The 18,350-nt window shown below is 37.5% G+C and carries 24 protein-coding genes; 5 read left to right on the plus strand and 19 right to left on the minus strand.

What is annotated here, in order from left to right; translation table 11 throughout:
* Position 1 precedes the first annotated feature (1 nt).
* The 4 genes from EQG49_RS00265 to EQG49_RS00280 all read right to left on the minus strand — a co-directional run bounded on the left by EQG49_RS00265 (position 2) and on the right by EQG49_RS00280 (position 5,657).
* The gene (locus EQG49_RS00265; protein WP_133362068.1) at positions 2-1,915 is read right to left on the minus strand and encodes an AAA family ATPase; all 1,914 of its coding nucleotides are present in this window, start codon (positions 1,913-1,915) and stop codon (positions 2-4) included.
* Positions 1,915-2,235: a hypothetical protein gene (locus EQG49_RS00270; RefSeq protein WP_133362069.1), complete on the minus strand. Its 321-nt coding sequence runs from the start codon at positions 2,233-2,235 to the stop codon at positions 1,915-1,917. The genes EQG49_RS00265 and EQG49_RS00270 overlap by 1 nt, the downstream gene beginning before the upstream one ends.
* Before the next feature lie 190 nt (positions 2,236-2,425).
* Positions 2,426-5,425: a toprim domain-containing protein gene (locus tag EQG49_RS00275; RefSeq protein WP_133362070.1), complete on the minus strand. Its 3,000-nt coding sequence runs from the start codon at positions 5,423-5,425 to the stop codon at positions 2,426-2,428.
* Positions 5,418-5,657, minus strand: coding sequence for a hypothetical protein (locus tag EQG49_RS00280; protein ID WP_133362071.1), 240 nt, complete (start codon positions 5,655-5,657; stop codon positions 5,418-5,420). The genes EQG49_RS00275 and EQG49_RS00280 overlap by 8 nt, the downstream gene beginning before the upstream one ends.
* A gap of 456 nt (positions 5,658-6,113) precedes the next feature.
* On the opposite strand from EQG49_RS00280, the gene EQG49_RS00285 reads away from it, so the two are divergent.
* The 4 genes from EQG49_RS00285 to EQG49_RS13550 all read left to right on the plus strand — a co-directional run bounded on the left by EQG49_RS00285 (position 6,114) and on the right by EQG49_RS13550 (position 7,420).
* Positions 6,114-6,335, plus strand: a complete 222-nt coding sequence (locus EQG49_RS00285) for a hypothetical protein (RefSeq protein WP_133362072.1) — start codon at positions 6,114-6,116, stop codon at positions 6,333-6,335.
* A 1-nt stretch (position 6,336) separates the two neighbouring features.
* Positions 6,337-6,732 carry a JAB domain-containing protein gene (locus tag EQG49_RS00290; protein WP_133362073.1) on the plus strand — a complete coding sequence of 132 codons (396 nt, stop codon included), beginning with the start codon at positions 6,337-6,339 and terminating at the stop codon, positions 6,730-6,732.
* 54 nt (positions 6,733-6,786) lie between these two features.
* Entirely contained in the window at positions 6,787-7,110 is a 324-nt protein-coding gene (locus tag EQG49_RS00295; RefSeq protein WP_133362074.1) for a hypothetical protein, read from the plus strand.
* A 169-nt stretch (positions 7,111-7,279) separates the two neighbouring features.
* Positions 7,280-7,420, plus strand: a complete 141-nt coding sequence (locus tag EQG49_RS13550) for a hypothetical protein (RefSeq protein WP_165964691.1) — start codon at positions 7,280-7,282, stop codon at positions 7,418-7,420.
* Between the two features lie 116 nt (positions 7,421-7,536).
* Here the strand turns inward: EQG49_RS13550 and EQG49_RS00300 are convergent, their stop codons facing one another.
* The 6 genes from EQG49_RS00300 to EQG49_RS00325 all read right to left on the minus strand — a co-directional run bounded on the left by EQG49_RS00300 (position 7,537) and on the right by EQG49_RS00325 (position 11,974).
* Complete coding sequence (locus EQG49_RS00300; protein ID WP_133362075.1) at positions 7,537-7,983, minus strand: hypothetical protein; 447 nt, start codon at positions 7,981-7,983, stop codon at positions 7,537-7,539.
* Positions 7,984-8,169: 186 nt separating this feature from the next.
* Positions 8,170-9,924 carry a relaxase MobL gene (gene mobL, locus EQG49_RS00305; RefSeq protein ID WP_133362076.1) on the minus strand — a complete coding sequence of 585 codons (1,755 nt, stop codon included), beginning with the start codon at positions 9,922-9,924 and terminating at the stop codon, positions 8,170-8,172.
* Positions 9,925-10,212 (minus strand): hypothetical protein, encoded by a 288-nt coding sequence (locus EQG49_RS00310; RefSeq protein ID WP_133362077.1) that lies wholly within the window; start codon positions 10,210-10,212, stop codon positions 9,925-9,927.
* Between the two features lie 14 nt (positions 10,213-10,226).
* Complete coding sequence (locus EQG49_RS00315; RefSeq protein WP_133362078.1) at positions 10,227-10,874, minus strand: hypothetical protein; 648 nt, start codon at positions 10,872-10,874, stop codon at positions 10,227-10,229.
* A complete protein-coding gene (locus EQG49_RS00320) occupies positions 10,867-11,661 on the minus strand; it encodes a DNA/RNA non-specific endonuclease (RefSeq protein WP_133362079.1) in 795 nt (264 codons plus the stop codon). The genes EQG49_RS00315 and EQG49_RS00320 overlap by 8 nt, the downstream gene beginning before the upstream one ends.
* Positions 11,662-11,692: 31 nt before the next feature.
* On the minus strand, positions 11,693-11,974 hold the full coding sequence (locus EQG49_RS00325; protein WP_133362080.1) for a hypothetical protein: 282 nt from the start codon (positions 11,972-11,974) through the stop codon (positions 11,693-11,695).
* A 239-nt stretch (positions 11,975-12,213) separates the two neighbouring features.
* Between EQG49_RS00325 and EQG49_RS00330 the strand changes: the two genes are divergently transcribed.
* Complete coding sequence (locus tag EQG49_RS00330; protein WP_133362081.1) at positions 12,214-12,987, plus strand: hypothetical protein; 774 nt, start codon at positions 12,214-12,216, stop codon at positions 12,985-12,987.
* A gap of 82 nt (positions 12,988-13,069) precedes the next feature.
* Here EQG49_RS00330 and EQG49_RS00335 read toward each other — a convergent pair whose 3' ends face one another.
* From EQG49_RS00335 to EQG49_RS00375, 9 genes are all read right to left on the minus strand, one after another.
* Positions 13,070-14,002 (minus strand): hypothetical protein, encoded by a 933-nt coding sequence (locus tag EQG49_RS00335; protein ID WP_133362082.1) that lies wholly within the window; start codon positions 14,000-14,002, stop codon positions 13,070-13,072.
* Between the two features lie 18 nt (positions 14,003-14,020).
* Positions 14,021-14,425: a single-stranded DNA-binding protein gene (locus EQG49_RS00340; RefSeq protein WP_133362083.1), complete on the minus strand. Its 405-nt coding sequence runs from the start codon at positions 14,423-14,425 to the stop codon at positions 14,021-14,023.
* 18 nt (positions 14,426-14,443) lie between these two features.
* On the minus strand, positions 14,444-14,761 hold the full coding sequence (locus tag EQG49_RS00345) for a hypothetical protein (protein WP_133362084.1): 318 nt from the start codon (positions 14,759-14,761) through the stop codon (positions 14,444-14,446).
* Positions 14,761-15,033, minus strand: a complete 273-nt coding sequence (locus EQG49_RS00350) for a hypothetical protein (protein ID WP_133362085.1) — start codon at positions 15,031-15,033, stop codon at positions 14,761-14,763. The genes EQG49_RS00345 and EQG49_RS00350 overlap by 1 nt, the downstream gene beginning before the upstream one ends.
* 46 nt (positions 15,034-15,079) lie before the next feature.
* Positions 15,080-15,298 (minus strand): hypothetical protein, encoded by a 219-nt coding sequence (locus EQG49_RS00355; protein WP_133362086.1) that lies wholly within the window; start codon positions 15,296-15,298, stop codon positions 15,080-15,082.
* A 29-nt stretch (positions 15,299-15,327) separates the two neighbouring features.
* Positions 15,328-15,576, minus strand: coding sequence for a hypothetical protein (locus EQG49_RS00360; RefSeq protein WP_133362087.1), 249 nt, complete (start codon positions 15,574-15,576; stop codon positions 15,328-15,330).
* Between the two features lie 19 nt (positions 15,577-15,595).
* Entirely contained in the window at positions 15,596-16,897 is a 1,302-nt protein-coding gene (locus EQG49_RS00365) for a helix-turn-helix domain-containing protein (protein WP_133362088.1), read from the minus strand.
* Positions 16,898-16,913: 16 nt separating this feature from the next.
* A complete protein-coding gene (locus tag EQG49_RS00370) occupies positions 16,914-17,126 on the minus strand; it encodes a helix-turn-helix domain-containing protein (protein ID WP_165964692.1) in 213 nt (70 codons plus the stop codon).
* A gap of 444 nt (positions 17,127-17,570) precedes the next feature.
* Positions 17,571-18,269, minus strand: a complete 699-nt coding sequence (locus EQG49_RS00375) for a hypothetical protein (RefSeq protein ID WP_133362090.1) — start codon at positions 18,267-18,269, stop codon at positions 17,571-17,573.
* Between the last annotated feature and the right edge of the window lie 81 nt (positions 18,270-18,350).

Below are 18,350 nucleotides of genomic sequence, written 5' to 3' on the forward strand. Positions count from 1 at the left end.
ACTACCCCTCCACTCGATGTCTTACTTTTGATTTAGCCATCATAGCGCGCCATTCTGCGTGGCGGACGGTGGTAGTTTTATCTGGTGGATTACCTTGCGTATAGAACGCAAATTTATCGTAACTTTGCATTCCAGCCAGTTTGTCGTTGTACATAATTTCAGCTAGTGGAATAGCGACAACTTTTTCAATCACTGAATCCAGTGCCCTGGCACCACCTGTATCGGGATTAAATCCTAATGTAGCTAGATAATCAACAATTGGTAATAATGGTTCCTTTGCAATTATTTGGTCATAGTCGTCTCGAACGATGTGTTTTCCAGTGGCAAATTCAGGTACTAATGCCGATATGCTTTCATTTGTATATAGCAATTCATAACCTTTATCTTTTGATTTAAAAGCTAAAGTACGCATTTTGTTTAGTACAATCGAACGAATTGCTGGCGTATCTAAAACGTTGTAAATTAATATGTGACCAATCCGTCCAATAAATTCAGCACGCATACCACCTTCAACTAATGAACGTTTATACGCGGCCATAAAATTGTCCGCATGCTGTTTATCTTCACGAAATTCCTTACTTTTAGCAAAACGATTGCGAATGTGGTCGGCACCTAAGTTCGATGTCATTATGACAATAACGTCTTTGAAGTTAATCGTTCGCCCATAGTCATCACTTAATCGCCCATCATCAAGGACTTGTAACAGTAAATCGAATACTTCAACATTTGCTTTTTCCATTTCATCCAGTAATAGAATTGCATAGGGACGACGCTTAACTTTTTCAATAAGCAGATTTTTAAATCGGTCAACGTCTGACCTTTGCTTAAACTCGGACATATCAAACCTAATCATAGCTTCCGCTGACCCAAATAATGCAGTTGCCAGTACCTTGGCAGTTTCAGTCTTCCCAACCCCTGTTGTTCCCCCTGAGAGAAATGAGAGTGGTTTACTAGTATCTGCTAACCCGGCATTTCGTACTTTTAGCGCTCCAACGATCTCACCCATTATTTCATCTTGGCCAAGAATATTTGCCGTCAAAATCGAATACAAATTTTCAAGCTTTTCATCTGCCTGTTCCAAAAGCACCATCGCTGGAATGTTTAACTTGGATTCCAGAACTGTGGCTATACCTAATTCTGTAACCGTATTTTCACCGTTGATGGTTGCTCGCGCACTGGCATTATCAATTAACTCAATTGCTTTATCTGGTAAATATCTATCAGTAATGTATCTACTCGATAATTCAACGGCTGCTTCAATTGCACCATTCGTAATGGTTAAGCCGTGTGTTTCTTCAAATAAGCCATGAATACCGCTAAGAATTTCCCTAGCTGCTTCTTTGGATGGTTCATTTACCGGAACAACATCAAACCGTCTCGCTAACGCTTCATCGGACTCAATGTAATCGTGATATTCAACAATAGTCGTAGCGCCAATCACTTGTACATCGCCACGAGACAAGACGGGCTTTAAGATGTTCCCAGCGTCAACAGCAGATTTACTGTTTTCAGAACCAGTCCCAACGATTTGGTGAATTTCATCAATGAATAAAATGTAATCCTCGTTTGCCACGACAAGTTCGTCAACAATCCCCTGTAATTTAGCCGCAAATGATATACCATCACCGGTTGGCATTAGTGAAGATATTTGCAGTGATAAGACAGTTTTATCCTTGAGTTTTGGATGAACATTCCCTCGAATGATTTCATGCACAAAACCTTCAACAATTGCCGTCTTTCCCACTCCGGCCTCACCAACTAAAATTGGATTGCTCTTAATTACTTGTAGTAGGCTAACCATTGCTTGTTTAATTTCTGTTTCACGACTAAAGACTTTGTAGCGCTGGATATTCTCTCGCACTTTATCATTCAGATTAGTTGTATACCTCGATAAAAAGCCATCTTCAAGCATCATTATTCACCTGCTAATCCAAATGCCTTTGTGCTGTCCGTAACGTCTGTCATTTCGACAAAATCAGTTTCAACATCTTCCCCAAATTCTGGGAGTGGCTTAGATAATTGGTCAATTAAAAAATCATCTGTAAAGTCATCCGCCGAGCTAGTAGAAATTGTTCGATACGCATCTTTTTTTAGTTCACGGTATTCATCATATTCTTCGTTAACTTTATCCATATCGTTGTTACGTTCTGCCACAGATTTTGAATACGTTTCTGAGGGATTAAATTGTGCTTTAGGGACACTTCGGTAATTTGTGTGTACGGTTTCTTGTTCCATAGTTGCCTCGCTTATTTGTGTGAATAGTCTAGTGCTTGCATTCCTGCTAACAAAAAGAACATTACAGTGTCATTAATACTTCGTAACTGCATGAGTTCCGATTGTGTACTGTTATAATTTTTCATTTGGAGTTTAATATTACTTAAAAGCTTCGAATCAACATCCAAAATTAGTTGTTCAGTTTTTTCAGTCATTTTATACGTTTCCTTTTTATTTCATCTTCACGCTGTTGAATTGCCCAATGATTAATACGTTTCATTGGAATTTTAGTGGTCTTCATCGCCGTTCGTTGGACAACTTGACTGTTTACCCCCGCGTCCTTCAAAAACGCTAAAAACGCACCGCTGGACTCAAAATGATAACTTCGTTGGTCAATACCTAATGCACCTTGTTCATACGCGAATCGTAATTGTTTCATCTGATCCTGAGTGAATTCTAGTGCTGGCGCGAGTAACTCAGCGTCTTTGCTGGTTGTTTTTTCGGTGCTTTGCCTCGGATATTGCCCTGGTTGTTTCGTTTTTTTAGGAGTTAGCGATTTCTCTTTGGTTTGTTCCTTAGTCTTCGTCAGCTCATTTGCATCATTTACTTTTCCATCAACTGCTTTATTAATTTGACGTGAAACCAAACCAACTTTCTCGATTAACTTCGCTTTATCATCCAATTTCTCACCGTTTTGAGTCCAGTTAGCAATATAACCAACTGCATGTTCGTCGGTATCAATACCGAAATGCTTCGAAACCACATATGAAACCATTTCCGCCTGAAATTCTTTTTGTGGTGCGGTCAAACTTTGATCACCTGTTTTTACGTTGTGCATTTCTACGTGACCAATTTCATGCGCAAGCACTGAGAATTTATCAGTCAATGGAATGTCTGGCCGAATAGCAATTGAGCCGGCATTACCATCCAATGATTGCTTGTAATACCCCTTAGCCCCGTGTAAATCAGTAATTGGTTGATTATCTATAACCGGAACGCCGTTTGTAACTGCATATGCCTTTAGCGCAGAATAAGCGTTTTGCAAGTCATCATCAGATACATGCTTCTTAAAGTTAATTGGCTTGTTTGGTAACAGTTTGGGCAGGTCTTCGTCCCTGGCATCCGTTTGTGATATATCAAAGACATTCACACTTTTGAACGTTTTCCGTTCAAAGGTTTTTAATTCACCGCTTTCAGCTTTTGCTTTTTGCGCTGGTGTAGCCTTTTTAACCGACACGACCTTGTCACCATCAACAATTAGCTTCGTAATGCTTGGTTGCCCAAGTATACGGATTGCTTTTTCACCTTTACGAATCTTTAATCCGGCGTCATTCAAACGTTTCATCGACGAAATATAAGTCGCACCATTATATTGAGCTTTTGCTAGCGCAAGATTTCGGGGACTGTAATCATATTGTGTCGCATAGAAATCGAGTAATTCTTTAATATCCTTGGGATTATTACTGAATTGTTCAACCCGTTTCATTGCATCATCAATAATTTCTTGACCGGTTTGCTTCTTCGTTTTAGTTGTAGTGTCTAATGTTGCTTCTTTTTCTGCTGGTTTTTTATTCACTTGTGCTTGAACAACTTCTTTGTTTTGGGTTGTTACCTGCGCACGTTCACCGCTCTCTTGTAACTTAATCCAATCTTTTGTCGTTGTTTGTAACTCGATTGCATTATCCACGGCTTTTCGAGCAGCCCTTTCCCGTTGTGCCCAAGTTTCATTTGTGTCATAGACACCAACCTTTTCAGCATTGTCATAGTCGTTATTTTGAACTAATAAAATATCAAATAGTCCTGACTTTAAACTTTCATCACTCGCATCCCAAGTAGTAACAAATGAATCGGGCGTAATTTGCACACTTCCCTGATTGCTAATAGTACGACCCGCATTGGCACGATACAGCTCAAGGTAATCGTTCTCACTATCATTGTCGTCAACTTTTGCCTGTTCAATGGATTTTTCAGCAACATATTCACTCGTAGTCTCTGCTACAAGCGCCACCACAGCGACTTCCTTAAGTTTTACATCATCAAATGGGTTGTCATTTGCCTTTGATGCCTTTTTTTGTACCTTTTTGTATTCCTCTGCTTGCTCACGCTGCGCTTGATCTCGTGCCTCGCGTTCCGCTTGTAACTGTTCGACTACAAGTTCATTTTCTTCCAACGTTTCAATACGGTAAGACGTGGCTTTTGCTTTAAGAGCATCGTTCCAATCCTTCATACCAATTGGTGGTACGTGGACTTCGAATTCAACTTCTGCTCCACTTTTATCTTTAAATTCAATTGCGTTAAATCGACTAGCAACTTCCCGTCCTTCCAAGTCGTTATCCATTGCGAACACGATTTTCGGTAACTTATCCATATCGCCATAATAGTGATCCATGTATGACAATATTTTCTTGTAGTGTGGCGTACCGGAGATTGATAGTAAGTGCGCATTTTCTTGCTTAAGTTGATGTCCATTCATCATCGCATAGGCGTTTAGGTCATGTGGTGACTCGAATGCGTACAAGGTTCCTCGCCCAGTTCCATAGTGTAAGTTATACCCAGAATCACTATCTGAACTATATGCGATACGCTTTTCCGCACCACGTTTACCGAATTTTTCATAGTCAATAGTTGTGCCTTGTCGGTCAGCGCCTTTAATTTCGGCAGATATGGGATCTTGCCATAAAAAGAACGCTTCTGGATTCAGGACTTCGCCCGAATCTGTGTCCTTTCGTTTGAATCCTTGTTTAACTAGCCCCACCTTGATTAGTCCATCGGTAAATTTGGGGCTGTATCCACGTTCGTTAATCAGATAATCACGCACGTGGTCTGTATTATTATCAAATCTGTATTTAGCAATATTAAAATCTTCACGAGGTACATCAGCTTGCGCATTTCTCACGATTCCTTCAATATCAATATTCTTATCTTTCGCGTAATTCCCAAATTCCATCCGAATCCGCAATGCCTCTTTTTGGTCTACATTTTCATACATTTCGATGAACTTAACCAAATCACCATGTGTACCACGAGAATTCCAGTGATACCAATTGGTTTGTGTATTAATCACCACCGTGTGATGATCAAACCCTCCGTGTGGTAATACTTTGACGGCATTACGACCAAACTTTTCAAATGGGATACCACGTTGTTCCATGTAACTAACGATTGGTAACGATTTTAGATATTGTTTTTCTTCATCCGTCATTTTACCCATGGTGTTCACCTACCGGGCTATGCTCTGCGTTGATTTTATCGGTTAACATTTGGAACGTTTCTGCTTGATCACTGGTTTCCAGGTATCTTGCTGTTAATTTTCCAATTTCAGCCCAGATTTCCAAATCAACTTCATTTTTTTCTTTTGCCGCTGCTTCTGCCTTAGCTTTTAACTCAGCTGCTTCTTGTGCTTTCTTTTCATTTCGTTTCAATAAATTATCAATTTTGCCCATAGTATAAACACTCCCTTTAATTTTGTACGAGCATAAGATACCGCAAAAATAATTAATCACTAAATAAATGAAAAATTTTGGGACAAAAACACAAGTTCAAGAACAATGGAGGCATTGCGAGTTCCTCACAACACCTCCAATGGTTTTTCTTAACCTCAAGTTTGCTCACATAAATTTTTGTTTAGTCGATTACCGTACTAAAACATGGCAAGAAGTTCTAAGGTCGCAAAACCGGCGGCCTAAGAACTTACAAAAGTACAAGGGCCGTCAAAACTTTTCAAAACGCTAGAAAACCACTAGCTGAAAACTTTTGATCTGACACTAAAGTGTCCCCTTGTACTTTTTCTATGCCATGTTGTATTTCGTCCATCAACACACAAAAAAATAAATTTATAGCGAGCAAGCTCGCGGTTAAGAAAAAGCCGCCCGTGGGTGTTCACACAAGGAGAAATAATTATGTTGAATCAATTCAATATCATCACCGTCGTAAAAGTTATTACTTTTATTATTCTTGGAAGTGCCACAATCGTTGCACTTGCATTGACCTTAGCGTTAGCAAGCCTTATCGCATGTCTTGCAATGTTTGGCTTAATTTTCCTGACAGTATACGTCACCGAATCATTAGGTAACACCGAACGAGAATTGAATAGCTACCGTCAAAAGAAAGGACGTAAATAAAATGACACAATCACTTGTAGGTTACCAAATCACATCTAGTAAACTGTTTGGCGCAGAGCTTATTGAAATGCACGCTAACAAACGTGTTGAAGAACTATGGTTGTATACCTTAGATACAAAACACCGTGTTTTGAATGAATATCTAATTTCAAAAGGCACATTAAATAGCACCCCCATTAACATCAAGGAAATTACTTATCACGCAATTATGGATAACGCTCAAAGCGTCATTATCACACACAACCATCCAAGCGGAGACCCAACACAAAGCTCTGCTGACCGACAAGGCTATCAAAAAGTAGGCGAAGCAATTCAAATGTTTAATATGTCCGTATTGGATAGTTTTGTAACAGGTAGCGACTCGTACACAAGTAGTCAAGAAGAATCAAGATTTTAACCAAATCGCCACGGGTGCAAAGACGAAAAGCCCGTTAATTAAAAGGAGTTACAGATGAAGCCAATTTCAAAAACGACTAAAACTGAATTGAATCGGTTTTTCTTTAATTACATCTCACAATCTTCACGAGATGAAATCATAAAAATCCTTAAACAATGTAAACGTGATTTAACAATTCATAAATGTGCGGTAGATACGTATGCACATATGGAGTTACGTAATACGTCGTTAACAGACAGCGTGATTCACCGCTTCCAACTGGAACCAATCGAAGATGAACCCCTCACATTCTCAGTTTTAATCGTTGCTTTTAAAACTGGTTTACGAAAATTCGCACGACTAAACGATATTGATTTATATTATTTTGAACGCAAATAAAAGTGGCAAAAACGCTTATATATCAACGTTTTTGCCACGTTTTTAATTGGTGTTACAGTATGTATTTAGTATAAAATATTTATGGTTGAGCTATGACGATAGCTTAATCACTAGTCTGTTTGGCGCTTGGCGGGCATTAAGCCCACCTGAATGGGAGGTACAAGTTATCATGAGTATTATTTTAGGTATTCTGATTTTAGCTTTGCTATGGGTTTTGTACAAAGTTGCAAAAGGCTTCTACACAGAAGTTCATAACGACTTTAAATCCGCACAAAAAAAGCGCTTAGACCCCGCGAAGGATAAGCGCTAAACTCACTAATTGGAACTCTTGTTACTTTATTGTAGCAATAGCAAGGGTTCTTTTTATTTGCAAATAATCTACATAACTATTTTAGGACGGGACAAATACGATTGTGTAGCAGTCAACTATTCCTGACTAATACTTAATTCACCAGATATTGCTTGCGCATCCACTCGACGTGATACAACTTTTAACACTAGATATGCTACACCAAGCAATGATCCTTTTAAGATTAATCCAGTAATCAAGCCGTCAGTACGAGTAATCATACTGGCACCAAATCCCACAGCTACAATATCAAGTGTCAAAAGTAGCAATTTCTTAGCAACTGAACGATCCCGGCCTACTTCTTGCATCATGATAAGCCATGCAAAAAGCATACTGGCGGATACAATAATTGAAGCAAGATACGTCATGCGTATAACTGACGCGGTAACTTCTTGGACATGTCCAACCGCACCATATACCATCACAACACTGATAAATGCTGGGACCAGATACATCACCGTTGCCAACTGAGTCATATATGCTGCTACGGTTAACGTGTTCTTTAATACTGTGTTTTTCTTCATTTGAATTCCTTCTTTCTTTACTATGCAACAACAATTTTTACAAAAACTACTTGAATAAGTTGATTATTAATCCCGATTAACAGTTATATATTCCTTGGACTTGTTTTTTGAGCAAATTATACAGGTCTACTACCTACCAATCACAGCCTACATTACAAACGAGGGATTCTTTTTTCAATTAATGTATTATCGTGAATGACCTTGCATCTGATTCTGGTAAAATTCTTGTGCTTCACGTGCCTCTGCACGCTCCATAGCAATCATTTGTTTCTTCTGTGCCCTCGCTTCACTTCTACCGGCTTTTAGAACAGTCCTGGTAATTTTATTCAGTGCCGTAGTAGTCGGCACCATACGTGTATTTAGACGCCTTTTTTCGATTTTTTTCTCAACCTGATTCGCAAAATCTGATTTATGCAGAGATACAAATTTCACATCATTCTTCCACATATTACTCTTAGCTTTGCTATGCGTTTCGTTATTTTTTCCGGTACGCTGATTAGCTGTCGAATTAAATTGATTATCCGTACGACTGGCATGTGATACTGTTTCTAAATGCTTGATAAAGTCATTTCCTTTGTTTATATCATGTGTTGAAGTTTGCTCTACATCATCCGACAAATTTTTGCTTCGACTATCTTCAAGTGGCGGCATTTCATTATCCAGTTCTAAAACCTGTTTGAGGTCTGATTCATTTAGTTCTTTAAATGATTTATATAACTGATTAGCCATGGGCTTTTTTAACTCATTTTCAATTTGATTATTTACGTACTCATTATTATTTTTACTCAGTTTCGGTGAATTGCGTTGTACTTCTTTGGCGGTAGCTACAAATTCATCAAAATCAGTTTTCAATTCATTTTGTAATATCGTGTCCAATAACCGACTAACCCGCTGATTTACTGGTCGCATTTCATTCTTACCAGCTTGTAATCCAAACTTTCCCACTTGCCAATCCCGTTTATTTTTCGGCATCATTTTATAAATTTCAGCTAATTCATTTACATACTTACTAGTCCCACGTTTAACTTCTAAATTATCTGAAACACCTAGTTTTAGTGAATCTCGAAGTTGTGTTTTTCTTTCATAAATGGGAGTTAGCATTCTTCGAGTTTTGTCACTTTCTAACCCATGCGATGTTTTACTAATAATTCTTTCAAATGCTCGTTGTTGCAGCTCTCCAATTGGTTCAATCATTTGAGAATCATTGTTGTACATGAGTTTGTGCTGCCTAGTTTCAGGGTTTACTTTTACAAAATTCACATGAACATGTAGGTGTTCGGTATCATGTTGAATTGATCCAACCCATTCAATATCTGCTCCTAAATCAATATCAGCTAAAAATCGTTTCATTGAGTCTTGTACGGCTACTTTAATACGTTTTTCATCGACATTTTTTGTGCCTGGGTCATAGAGTTCTTGGTCAATTAGAAATTGTGTTCGGAACGAAATTGCCATTTCATGAAGTGGATTATTATTATTCTGACCAATATCAAATGCTCGTTGTGCGTCCCCAACTCTTTCATTTGTCATGTTTAGTGTGTCCGCATTGAATCCCGCTGTCTCACCTAGTGAAGTATCTTCAAGTGACACTGCTGAGTTACGTAACAGATAGTCCGTAGTTGCCCGATAACCAATTTGATAACGCTCTAGTGTTCTTAATATTTTGTCTTGTTCAATTTGGTCTACATTGGTTTCGTTTTTCAAATATTTTTCATTATCACGTTCAAAAACTCGGTCATGCTCAGTTTCTTCAACCGCTAATGAATCGATTTGTATTTCTTGTAGCGTAGCACTTTCACGGAGCAAGTAATTAAGTGAGCCACTAAATTGTTTTCCTTTTGAATTTGCAGTTGCGGCCGTCACAAAAGCGTGGGTTACAATCACTCCAGAATTATTACTAGCTTCAATCTTGAATGCGCCTTTTTTTCCGTTTTTTGCCATTTACTTACCCCAATTAAAAATAGTAAACAATGTATCATCGGTTAACCCCGATTGACTTAACCGGCGACCTTGAGTTGCTGGTGATAAACCCGTAATTTTTTCAATTTCCGGTGAAGTTAACCCAATTTTCTTTAGCGCTGATAGTAATCTGAGTTGTGATACCCTCTCAAAATTTCCATCAAAAATTTCGCTCACTTGTGTAAATACAATATCTTCATCGACATCATTTATATAAAAATTGGGATTCAATTCAGCCACACGCAATAACATACTAATCCGGTTATCCATAGCATCCTCCAAAATTAATCCATTATCTTATTACTCTTTTTTGTGGCAACCATTCGTTGTTCATGACTCTTTCGTAATGAGTCACGTAATAACTCATTTTCTTGTGTGCCAGCTTCCCATATGGAATGCCGTTCTTTCAGTGTCGTTGCATCTGGTAACTGCATCATTATCAAATGTAATATTCCCTCAATTCCAAACTCTTGTAGTTCCTGCTGCCTAGTTAATGATTGTTCGATTTTATCAAGTTGATTATTTTTGATCGCCACTGTATTTATTCTGCGTGTTAACTCTAAATACGGTAAAGCTTCATTTTGCGATATTGCAATATGAGTATTGTAGAAATCACGAATTAAAAATTTAATTAATGAACTAGTATTAACATCCTCTGAAATTGCATCAGATTTTTTTGATAAATACTTTTGAATTTCCGATAAATAGTATTGTGTAGCTACTGAAAGCCTTAGCGTCGCACGCGTTGATTTTTGTGTTTTGTCAGTTTGAAGTTCCGAATTAATATTTTTAATTGAATCCGCTAAAAATACCATTTCGTCTTGTACAAGTTCAGGAATAACATCAACATTTTGACTGGCCTTAATGAGACTAGCTTGGCGTTTCATGTGGCTATTTAATACTGATTTAAGGTGTTCTTTATATTCATCCATTTTTAATACTCCCTGTGTCAATTGATGAAGTACCATCGTCATAATTTATCTTGTAGCCAGGTTGAACATTGAACACATAAACATTGAAATTCAACTCAGATGTTCCAATTGATTTTGCTTCTAACTGAATACCTCTAGGAACTAATTCATTGCCCCTGTATATTGGTGTCACTCGATAACGCACATACGCATTTCTATGGAGTCGCAGAAATGAGGCAACCTTATTTTCATATGTTTCCATCGAATGATTTGAATCAATTGAGGCATTTGTCGCCCGAGTTAATGTGACCAAGTTTCGCATATTATTGTTTTCACCCGTTAACTGAAAACCAATTAAATGTGACCGATTATATAGATAGTCATCCTTACCAGCGTGGCGTATCTTTTTGTTTCTAAACCCGACAGGATTGATATATAAATCTTCCCGTGCTTTCTTTGGCATCATAGATATATTTAACATTGCGTTCGCACTTTGGGGGCGCCCGAGAGTATCGAGGGTGCCCAACTTTTGCCAAGATTTCTTTTCCAAACTTAAATCAGTTGGTGAAAACCTTGCGATGTTATTGTGAACCTTAATTACCTGATTTTTTGAATTGGCTTGCCAATTTAGTTTTGCTAATTTTGACGTATCTTTATATTTAGTTTTTGGAATTTTATTTTCAATTTGTTGACCTAGAGAACCCATCAAGTATGTTTTTGCTTGTGCTTGATGTAGCCAGATAAACAATATAAAAATTGCAATAATTCCCAATAGAACATTTACTCGATGACGCTCTTTTTTCAACATGTGTCTTTACTCCCAATTTTACGGATGAATATCAATAATTCACGTTTGAATTTTCACTGAGCAGCTTAACCATTGCTTGCTCAATTAGTTCATACAAATTATTATCTTGCTGCGTTAACTTGTTGATTTGTATTATCAGCTCTTGCAGATTTGATCCGAGTACCTTATCTGCTAATTGATGTTCACGCAACACAACATAGTCATCCAGAATATTCCGCACTAGTTCAGACCGACTAATGCCATCGTTTTCAGCATATCGAGTTAATTTGTCGTTAATTGCGTCAGGTACATTTAATATTTTGAATGAATTCATATAGCGGAAACCTCCAATAATTAGTATGGTAATTACCTATTTTTCTAGTCGTTGCTTTAAATATAGAAAGAGCATAAGGGGAACGTGCACCACCAAGGTGGTTTCCCCCGCGGTGCGGGCGTTCTGGGTGGGGCATGGTTCAGAAGAATGTCTGACGGATGTCTGACGGTTTGAGAACGGTTGTCTGACAACTGCCTGGCAGGTATAATATAAGAAAAATATCTTTTTGGAGGTCTATTTTGTCGTTACAAACGTCTCGCACACCAAATACAAAAGGTCTGACGGACATTGCTAGCAAGCTATTTGTGGAGGTAATGTCCGCGTTTAATAGTCATTACAAAATGTCTATATGGTACCCTGTTCGAACAATTGTCTCGTTTGTCTTGGCAGTAATACTTACACTAATTTCCATTAACACTTTTAAATTATCAACACTAAAACTGCAACTCATTTCTGTATCAATAATGATTTTTATTTTAGTGGTGCTCGTCATTCTTTCTCTCCAACAACGGCACGAAAACAATAGTAAAAATTGGTTGGAGGTTGAAGCATCCTTCGACAATAGCATTATTGAAAGTTTAAAAAAATATAATCTATATTCGGTTGATCAAATCAACGAAATACAGAATGACCTAGACTTTCAGTTAACTGAAAGTCTAGCTGAACGAGACACTTACCTAAAAATTTGTTGGCTAATGTTAGGCTTTACTCTGGTAACCCCCTACACCACTCTGATTCAACAATTAGCCAGCAATTTAGGGAAGAATTTAACGATTCCAATGGCAATTATGCTTTTCAATGCTTTTATCTGGGCGTCACTTTCTATCTGTGGTATTTTGTTTATGTTTACTCCATATATAAATAACATGTTCCTGTTTGGAAAACGAACAAACAGATTATGTTTTACTTCTCTGCAAAATATAAAAATAAAATTGATTGCTATGGATGACTTAAAAAATAGACAGAATTCAACTCCGCACCCACATGTTCATACTCGCAAAAAACGAAAATGATACAATACCAACTATGAACAGTATGTCTTCTGTATTTTCGATACTTACAAAAATGCTTCAATAAACTTTTTGCATTTTTAATTTAGTTTGACCAAACTTTTTGCAATTTTATTGACCCGTTCTTAATGCCATTTTGCTGATTTTTATAATCATCAATTTGCTTATTGAACGAGTCAATTTTTTTGTTTTCATCATTAATTTGCGTTTTCGCATCGACTATTTCAGATAACAATTGATCCTTGGTTTGCTTGTTATCAACTTGCTTCCCACCAACAAAATCATCAGCATTTTTTTCTAACGTTGCTAAATCGGTTTGGTCATTCTTGATTAAATCTTGAAGCTTTTGAATGCGACCATTGGCGTTTTTAATCGAGTTTTTCTTCTCAGTAATTAAGTTATCAATTGCCTCAACTGCATATGTTTGCTGTGACTTAAACTTCAAATTATTATTAATGATTTTGTCATTACGATTAACAACGAACTGCATTGTACTGTCTTCACTACTTGATGCCGTTCCACTTTGTAGTGCATTGTCTTGCCCAAGTGATCCATCACGTAAATTTACGAAGATTGCGTGGTACCTAGAATTGATACCTCGGACTACCGCAGTAAAAGTATGGTTAGATGTCGGCACTATACTCATGGCTAATCGTTGCTTTGGTTCGGTCGCGAAGCCGAAATCAATATCCTTATCAGTAACCAAGTTTGTCACGTCCGGCATTTCATTCTTCACTTCAAATTGCATAATCATAAAATGTTCTTTGGCGTTATATTCCCGATTTTTCAATCGAACTTGAATGTTGCTAGTGCCCAAGTTGTACCAAGTATTGATTCTCGTATCAGCTACGCTACTTGTCCGTTGCACTAAGAAAACAGGAATAACAAATGAAACGAAAAGGACACCAATAAATGCAATTGTAATTCGTTTTAAGTTAGTTCGATACTGGTGTGTTAAGTCGTAATGTAGGTCATCTAACCTACTTTGAAATGATTTTCTCTCTTTACCTCGGCTCATGTAGATTACCCAACTCCTTTAAATTTGCTCATAACCACCAAAAGGATCAAATTGACTTTCGCGTGAATAATCAACCTCTTGTTGAGTGTTGTTTCCTTGCTTAGCGGTATTGTTTGGTGATGCCAAAAATTTGACTTTTGTAACTACATATTGATCCTTGTAAACTTTGTTCCCGGTTTCTTTATCAACGTAATTATTATTTTGAATTGTAAATTGTACTGCTATCAATGAACCTTTCAATTTAGAATAATTGTTCAAGTTTTCTGCAAGCTTGCCCAAGAATACAAATTGTAAATAGTCTACTGATTTACCCCCTTCACGTTCGATAGCTAAATCAGCCCGTACCCGCGCTGTACTATTTTGACCGACAAATTCTAATTTTACATCCTTGGTTAAACGACCAATCACCGTATTATTTTGCATCTTATTTCTCCTCTGTTCTTATTTATGAGATTGTAAATCCATTCCTTTAAACAGTTCCACAGCAGACGTGTTCAAGGTAGCCACAACATGTCCAAGCTGACCGTTGTTCATCAATGCTTTTCGTTCCTTAACTGACAGATAACGCCTATCGTGAGCAGCATGTAAAATCATAGCAATCCTAAAATGTTCATCTCCATTTTGGTGAACCAGTACGAGCTTATGCCTGCTAAGATTCTGAATATCCAAGTGGTTTGGAATAATAAAGTATTCAGGCTTAACTTCATTTTGTTCATACGATAGTATTACAGCATCAACAACCTGAATTTTTTCTCCCATCACGATGCCCCCATTTTCTCCAGTACCATTTCTTGAACTACTTCCCAATACAGCTTCGATTCCTTGTTCATCCTTTCTTTGATTACATGGAGCTGATAATCACCAACATGCTCAATCCGCATCGCTAATGGTAACAATTCTGACGTGTGCTTCTTATGAATGCCTTTTGGTAATGTGCTTGGATATTCACTCTGTAAGCCTCGCAGAATTTTAGCTTTTGAAACTGATTCATCAAGAATATATTCACGTCGGCCATCTAACAAAATATACATACGTTTTACCCCTCACCCTTATCCTTTTTAATTTTTAGCAATTATATTAATTACTAATCACATCCATCTGAACTGAATCTGGAATCACTTCTACAAAATCAATATTCAGTAAGCTTTTAAATGTACCATCGTCGCTTTCATCAAATAATGCTTCTGTCACAATGAACATTTTACCGGCAATGCGATCATTAACTAAATCACCAGTTACGTAAGCTTTATTAACAACAGATTGTCCCCTGAAACTAAAGCCTTTTGTTTGTGTCATATTGCCTACTCCTCGTCTTTCAAAAATGATTAAAATAACGTTGCCTGTGCGCGTTTAAGTTTGCCTGTGATGGAATATTGCGGAATGATTAGTTGATGGAGGCCATCACTAACCAAGTACTCTGGTACATATTCGCTACGTGGTTCAGCAACCAAACCTAAAATCTCGACTTCCATACTTGGATGGTTTTGAAAATTAGAGCTTGGAAGATACGACGTCCTTGAAATAACAACAAAATCACCTTTGAAATAATATGGTTTAACCTTTAATGTATTCATCTGAAACTCCTTTCATTTGTTATAAGTGAAAAATGTCCACTAATGGCATTTGGGGTCTCGTAGCAATCTTTTGACGTACTACATTTATATCCGCTACTAGGCTAATCATTAGCCCAGTTTCAACGTCTCCTTGCACAAATAATTTGTCTAATTCATTAAAAATTAGCTCTACATTTGTCCAATTAACCCAATCAATTTGCACATCGTTTGTTTCCCAGTTCTCATTGATGAACCAAGTTCCAGCGTGTTGAACCATTGATTTATTATCCGCTACTAGATATTGTTTCCAGTAGTTAATAACACCTGCCTCAACAACGTTTTCAACTTTGTAAATCATGTCTTCAACGTTCACAAATTCACCACTAGTAATTCGAGCATCGTATACTCGTAACCAGTAGTTAGATAACGCTGCCCGAGCTTCTTTTTTGTGATTTTGCCGTTTTAAACTTGGAAATTTTGACCAGGCTGAATTAAATACATCAGTAAGCCCCTTTGACAAAGATAGACGCTCATTTCGTGCACCTTCAATTTTCATTTCAACTTGCTCCAATTCACTGTTCTCAACTAATTCAGCTTGTAATTCACCATTTTTAAATTCTACTGGTGTATCAAGTGAATTTAATTTAGCAAGAATGTTAGACGGGATATATTTATTACCGCCCCAAGCCTTGTTAGTGAGTACTAAGTGATGTTCCAACCTATTTGTCCGACCAACCTTTGAAATGTTCTCAGCAGTCACGACAACCTTTTTCATGTAGCCGTTATCAATCAATTCAGTAAGCACATTAATAACCGTTTGTTTTGATTTACCAAACCACTTAGCTAATTGACCATTTGTAACCCAAGAGAAACCACGACTTGATGATAATTGCATGATTACACCCCAATACAGTTTGGCCGAATCACTAAGCGCTATATCAAACGCAACAGCCCCCTGTAACTCGAACAGCGCAATAGGTTGGCTTGTTTTCCCGGCATAATTAAAATTCATTACACGTCGATCTACGTACAGTTCACGACGAATTGTACGTGTAGTACCGTCAACTGTACGTTTAATTAACTTCCTACGAAGCAACCCAGCTTTAATTAGCTCAGCAACTCGCCGTCCCACGATGCTTTCTGAAACACCTAGCCACTTGGACATGGTTTCGTTCTTCACCCATGAGTACCCTTTGTCATTGTCAATTAGTGAATGTACGATATTAAATACAATCTTTGCACCATCTGAAATATCACGATTAAAAGCAACCTTAGCCGGCAACTGACGTAAGTATGCTGGCGTTCCAGCCTTTCTATTCAGTTGTCCTTTCGCTCGTTTCATTAGTTACTTTCCTTCGCTATTCGATAAAGTTATAAAACTCTTGATTTGGTACGTGCAAAGCTTTTGCGAGTTTTGGAATCTCTTCTGCTTTGAGCGGTGACCCACCTCGTTCTAAAATTGAAATTCTACTTTGGTCAACATCAACTAATTGCGCTAACACAGTTTGGGACATTTCTAATTTTTTGCGGCGATTTCTGATAAAAATACCGATTGCAAATTGTGTACTCATATTCCCTCCGTCTAAAAAAGTAGTTATTATCATTAATTAATATTTGATAATTTAAAGCAAAAAAAACGACTACAAATCACATGTAGTCGTTTCAAATACAATTATTATGCAAAAATACCGCCATTGGTCAAAAAAGGTCAAATCTAAATTAATAGGTTTTCAATGCTTTTTGATTACTAACGAAGTGTGCATAAACATTGCTATTAGAATGTTACAGTAATGTGTATGCACTAAATACTAAATGCGCCCCTCGTTTTTGTCAGGTCCTGCACCGGTGGCTGCCCCGTCCTGCGCCGGTTGAGTTTATTTTGTCGGTGCAGGGCGGTGTCTTTCAAATAAAAGAGACTGTCACTTATCCATCGGGATTATTGTGGCAGTTTTTTTCGTTCTGTTATCTTCCGTATACTCGGCATGTGGACACACAAATAGTTGTTATTACTATGCTTATAAATATGGAATGTAGTTACTGTTATATTTGACGTAATCAATCGCTGTGTAATATCTTATGGTTACACCAAAGTGATTAAGTTTCGCAGAGTGCAATGATTTGCCCATATACTTCTTGAGTATTTTATTCATCTTGATAAAATCTTTGCGTTGTTTTTTAGCATCATTTTTAGAATCAATTCCCATTCCAAATAGATTTACGCTTTCAACACTTTTCTTTATCAATTTGACGTTCTTTGATTTAGCATAAATGGTGAGCGTTGTTGAGTGCCCTTGCTCACTATTAACGAGCATCACTTTTTGTCCGTTTACCTTGAGTGCTCGAACAGCTTGAATACCCTGACGATTTAATAGATAAATGGTATTTGATTTAATCCCTTTTCCACTGGCTTTATACGGCATGAATTGCCACTCTGCCCCCGCATCCGTAAGTGCCATAGGTGAAAACTTCTTTGTGTATTTTGAGTAATCAAATTTCTTAGCGCTTACTTTCGCTTTGATATAACCTTTGTGAGATGCACCTGTTTGTTCATTATAAATATATCCGTACGTATACCACGTACCTCGATATGCCTTTGGTACACTTGTTATTTTGTGTGTTTTTGGCACCGTGGATGCACTTGCTGTCGTCACAAACACTGACCCTACACTCAATGCAACAATCAATGCCACCATTACCTTACTGATTTTCTTCATTTTTCCAATTCCCCCATTTTCAACTGTAATCTTGCAAGTTTCTATTATTCCTTCAACACAACCTGTTCGCTTTTATGCAAG

This window comes from Periweissella cryptocerci (genome assembly GCF_004358325.1).
Lineage (GTDB): Bacteria > Bacillota > Bacilli > Lactobacillales > Lactobacillaceae > Periweissella > Periweissella cryptocerci.

Bases quoted from the DNA above. Each gene is read 5' to 3' on its own strand.
- EQG49_RS00365 (WP_133362088.1), bottom strand. From the start codon at position 16,897: ATGAAACGAGCGAAAGGACAACTGAATAGAAAGGCTGGAACGCCAGCA.
- EQG49_RS00270 (WP_133362069.1), bottom strand. From the start codon at position 2,235: ATGGAACAAGAAACCGTACACACAAATTACCGAAGTGTCCCTAAAGCA.
- EQG49_RS00265 (WP_133362068.1), bottom strand. From the start codon at position 1,915: ATGATGCTTGAAGATGGCTTTTTATCGAGGTATACAACTAATCTGAAT.
- EQG49_RS00295 (WP_133362074.1), top strand. From the start codon at position 6,787: ATGAAGCCAATTTCAAAAACGACTAAAACTGAATTGAATCGGTTTTTC.
- EQG49_RS00370 (WP_165964692.1), bottom strand. From the start codon at position 17,126: ATGAGTACACAATTTGCAATCGGTATTTTTATCAGAAATCGCCGCAAA.
- EQG49_RS00325 (WP_133362080.1), bottom strand. From the start codon at position 11,974: ATGAATTCATTCAAAATATTAAATGTACCTGACGCAATTAACGACAAA.
- EQG49_RS00310 (WP_133362077.1), bottom strand. From the start codon at position 10,212: ATGGATAACCGGATTAGTATGTTATTGCGTGTGGCTGAATTGAATCCC.
- EQG49_RS00300 (WP_133362075.1), bottom strand. From the start codon at position 7,983: ATGAAGAAAAACACAGTATTAAAGAACACGTTAACCGTAGCAGCATAT.
- EQG49_RS00360 (WP_133362087.1), bottom strand. From the start codon at position 15,576: ATGAATACATTAAAGGTTAAACCATATTATTTCAAAGGTGATTTTGTT.
- mobL (WP_133362076.1), bottom strand. From the start codon at position 9,924: ATGGCAAAAAACGGAAAAAAAGGCGCATTCAAGATTGAAGCTAGTAAT.
- EQG49_RS13550 (WP_165964691.1), top strand. From the start codon at position 7,280: ATGAGTATTATTTTAGGTATTCTGATTTTAGCTTTGCTATGGGTTTTG.
- EQG49_RS00350 (WP_133362085.1), bottom strand. From the start codon at position 15,033: ATGTATATTTTGTTAGATGGCCGACGTGAATATATTCTTGATGAATCA.
- EQG49_RS00355 (WP_133362086.1), bottom strand. From the start codon at position 15,298: ATGACACAAACAAAAGGCTTTAGTTTCAGGGGACAATCTGTTGTTAAT.
- EQG49_RS00320 (WP_133362079.1), bottom strand. From the start codon at position 11,661: ATGTTGAAAAAAGAGCGTCATCGAGTAAATGTTCTATTGGGAATTATT.
- EQG49_RS00340 (WP_133362083.1), bottom strand. From the start codon at position 14,425: ATGCAAAATAATACGGTGATTGGTCGTTTAACCAAGGATGTAAAATTA.
- EQG49_RS00275 (WP_133362070.1), bottom strand. From the start codon at position 5,425: ATGGGTAAAATGACGGATGAAGAAAAACAATATCTAAAATCGTTACCA.
- EQG49_RS00290 (WP_133362073.1), top strand. From the start codon at position 6,337: ATGACACAATCACTTGTAGGTTACCAAATCACATCTAGTAAACTGTTT.
- EQG49_RS00375 (WP_133362090.1), bottom strand. From the start codon at position 18,269: ATGAAGAAAATCAGTAAGGTAATGGTGGCATTGATTGTTGCATTGAGT.
- EQG49_RS00345 (WP_133362084.1), bottom strand. From the start codon at position 14,761: ATGGGAGAAAAAATTCAGGTTGTTGATGCTGTAATACTATCGTATGAA.
- EQG49_RS00280 (WP_133362071.1), bottom strand. From the start codon at position 5,657: ATGGGCAAAATTGATAATTTATTGAAACGAAATGAAAAGAAAGCACAA.
- EQG49_RS00315 (WP_133362078.1), bottom strand. From the start codon at position 10,874: ATGGATGAATATAAAGAACACCTTAAATCAGTATTAAATAGCCACATG.
- EQG49_RS00285 (WP_133362072.1), top strand. From the start codon at position 6,114: ATGTTGAATCAATTCAATATCATCACCGTCGTAAAAGTTATTACTTTT.
- EQG49_RS00335 (WP_133362082.1), bottom strand. From the start codon at position 14,002: ATGAGCCGAGGTAAAGAGAGAAAATCATTTCAAAGTAGGTTAGATGAC.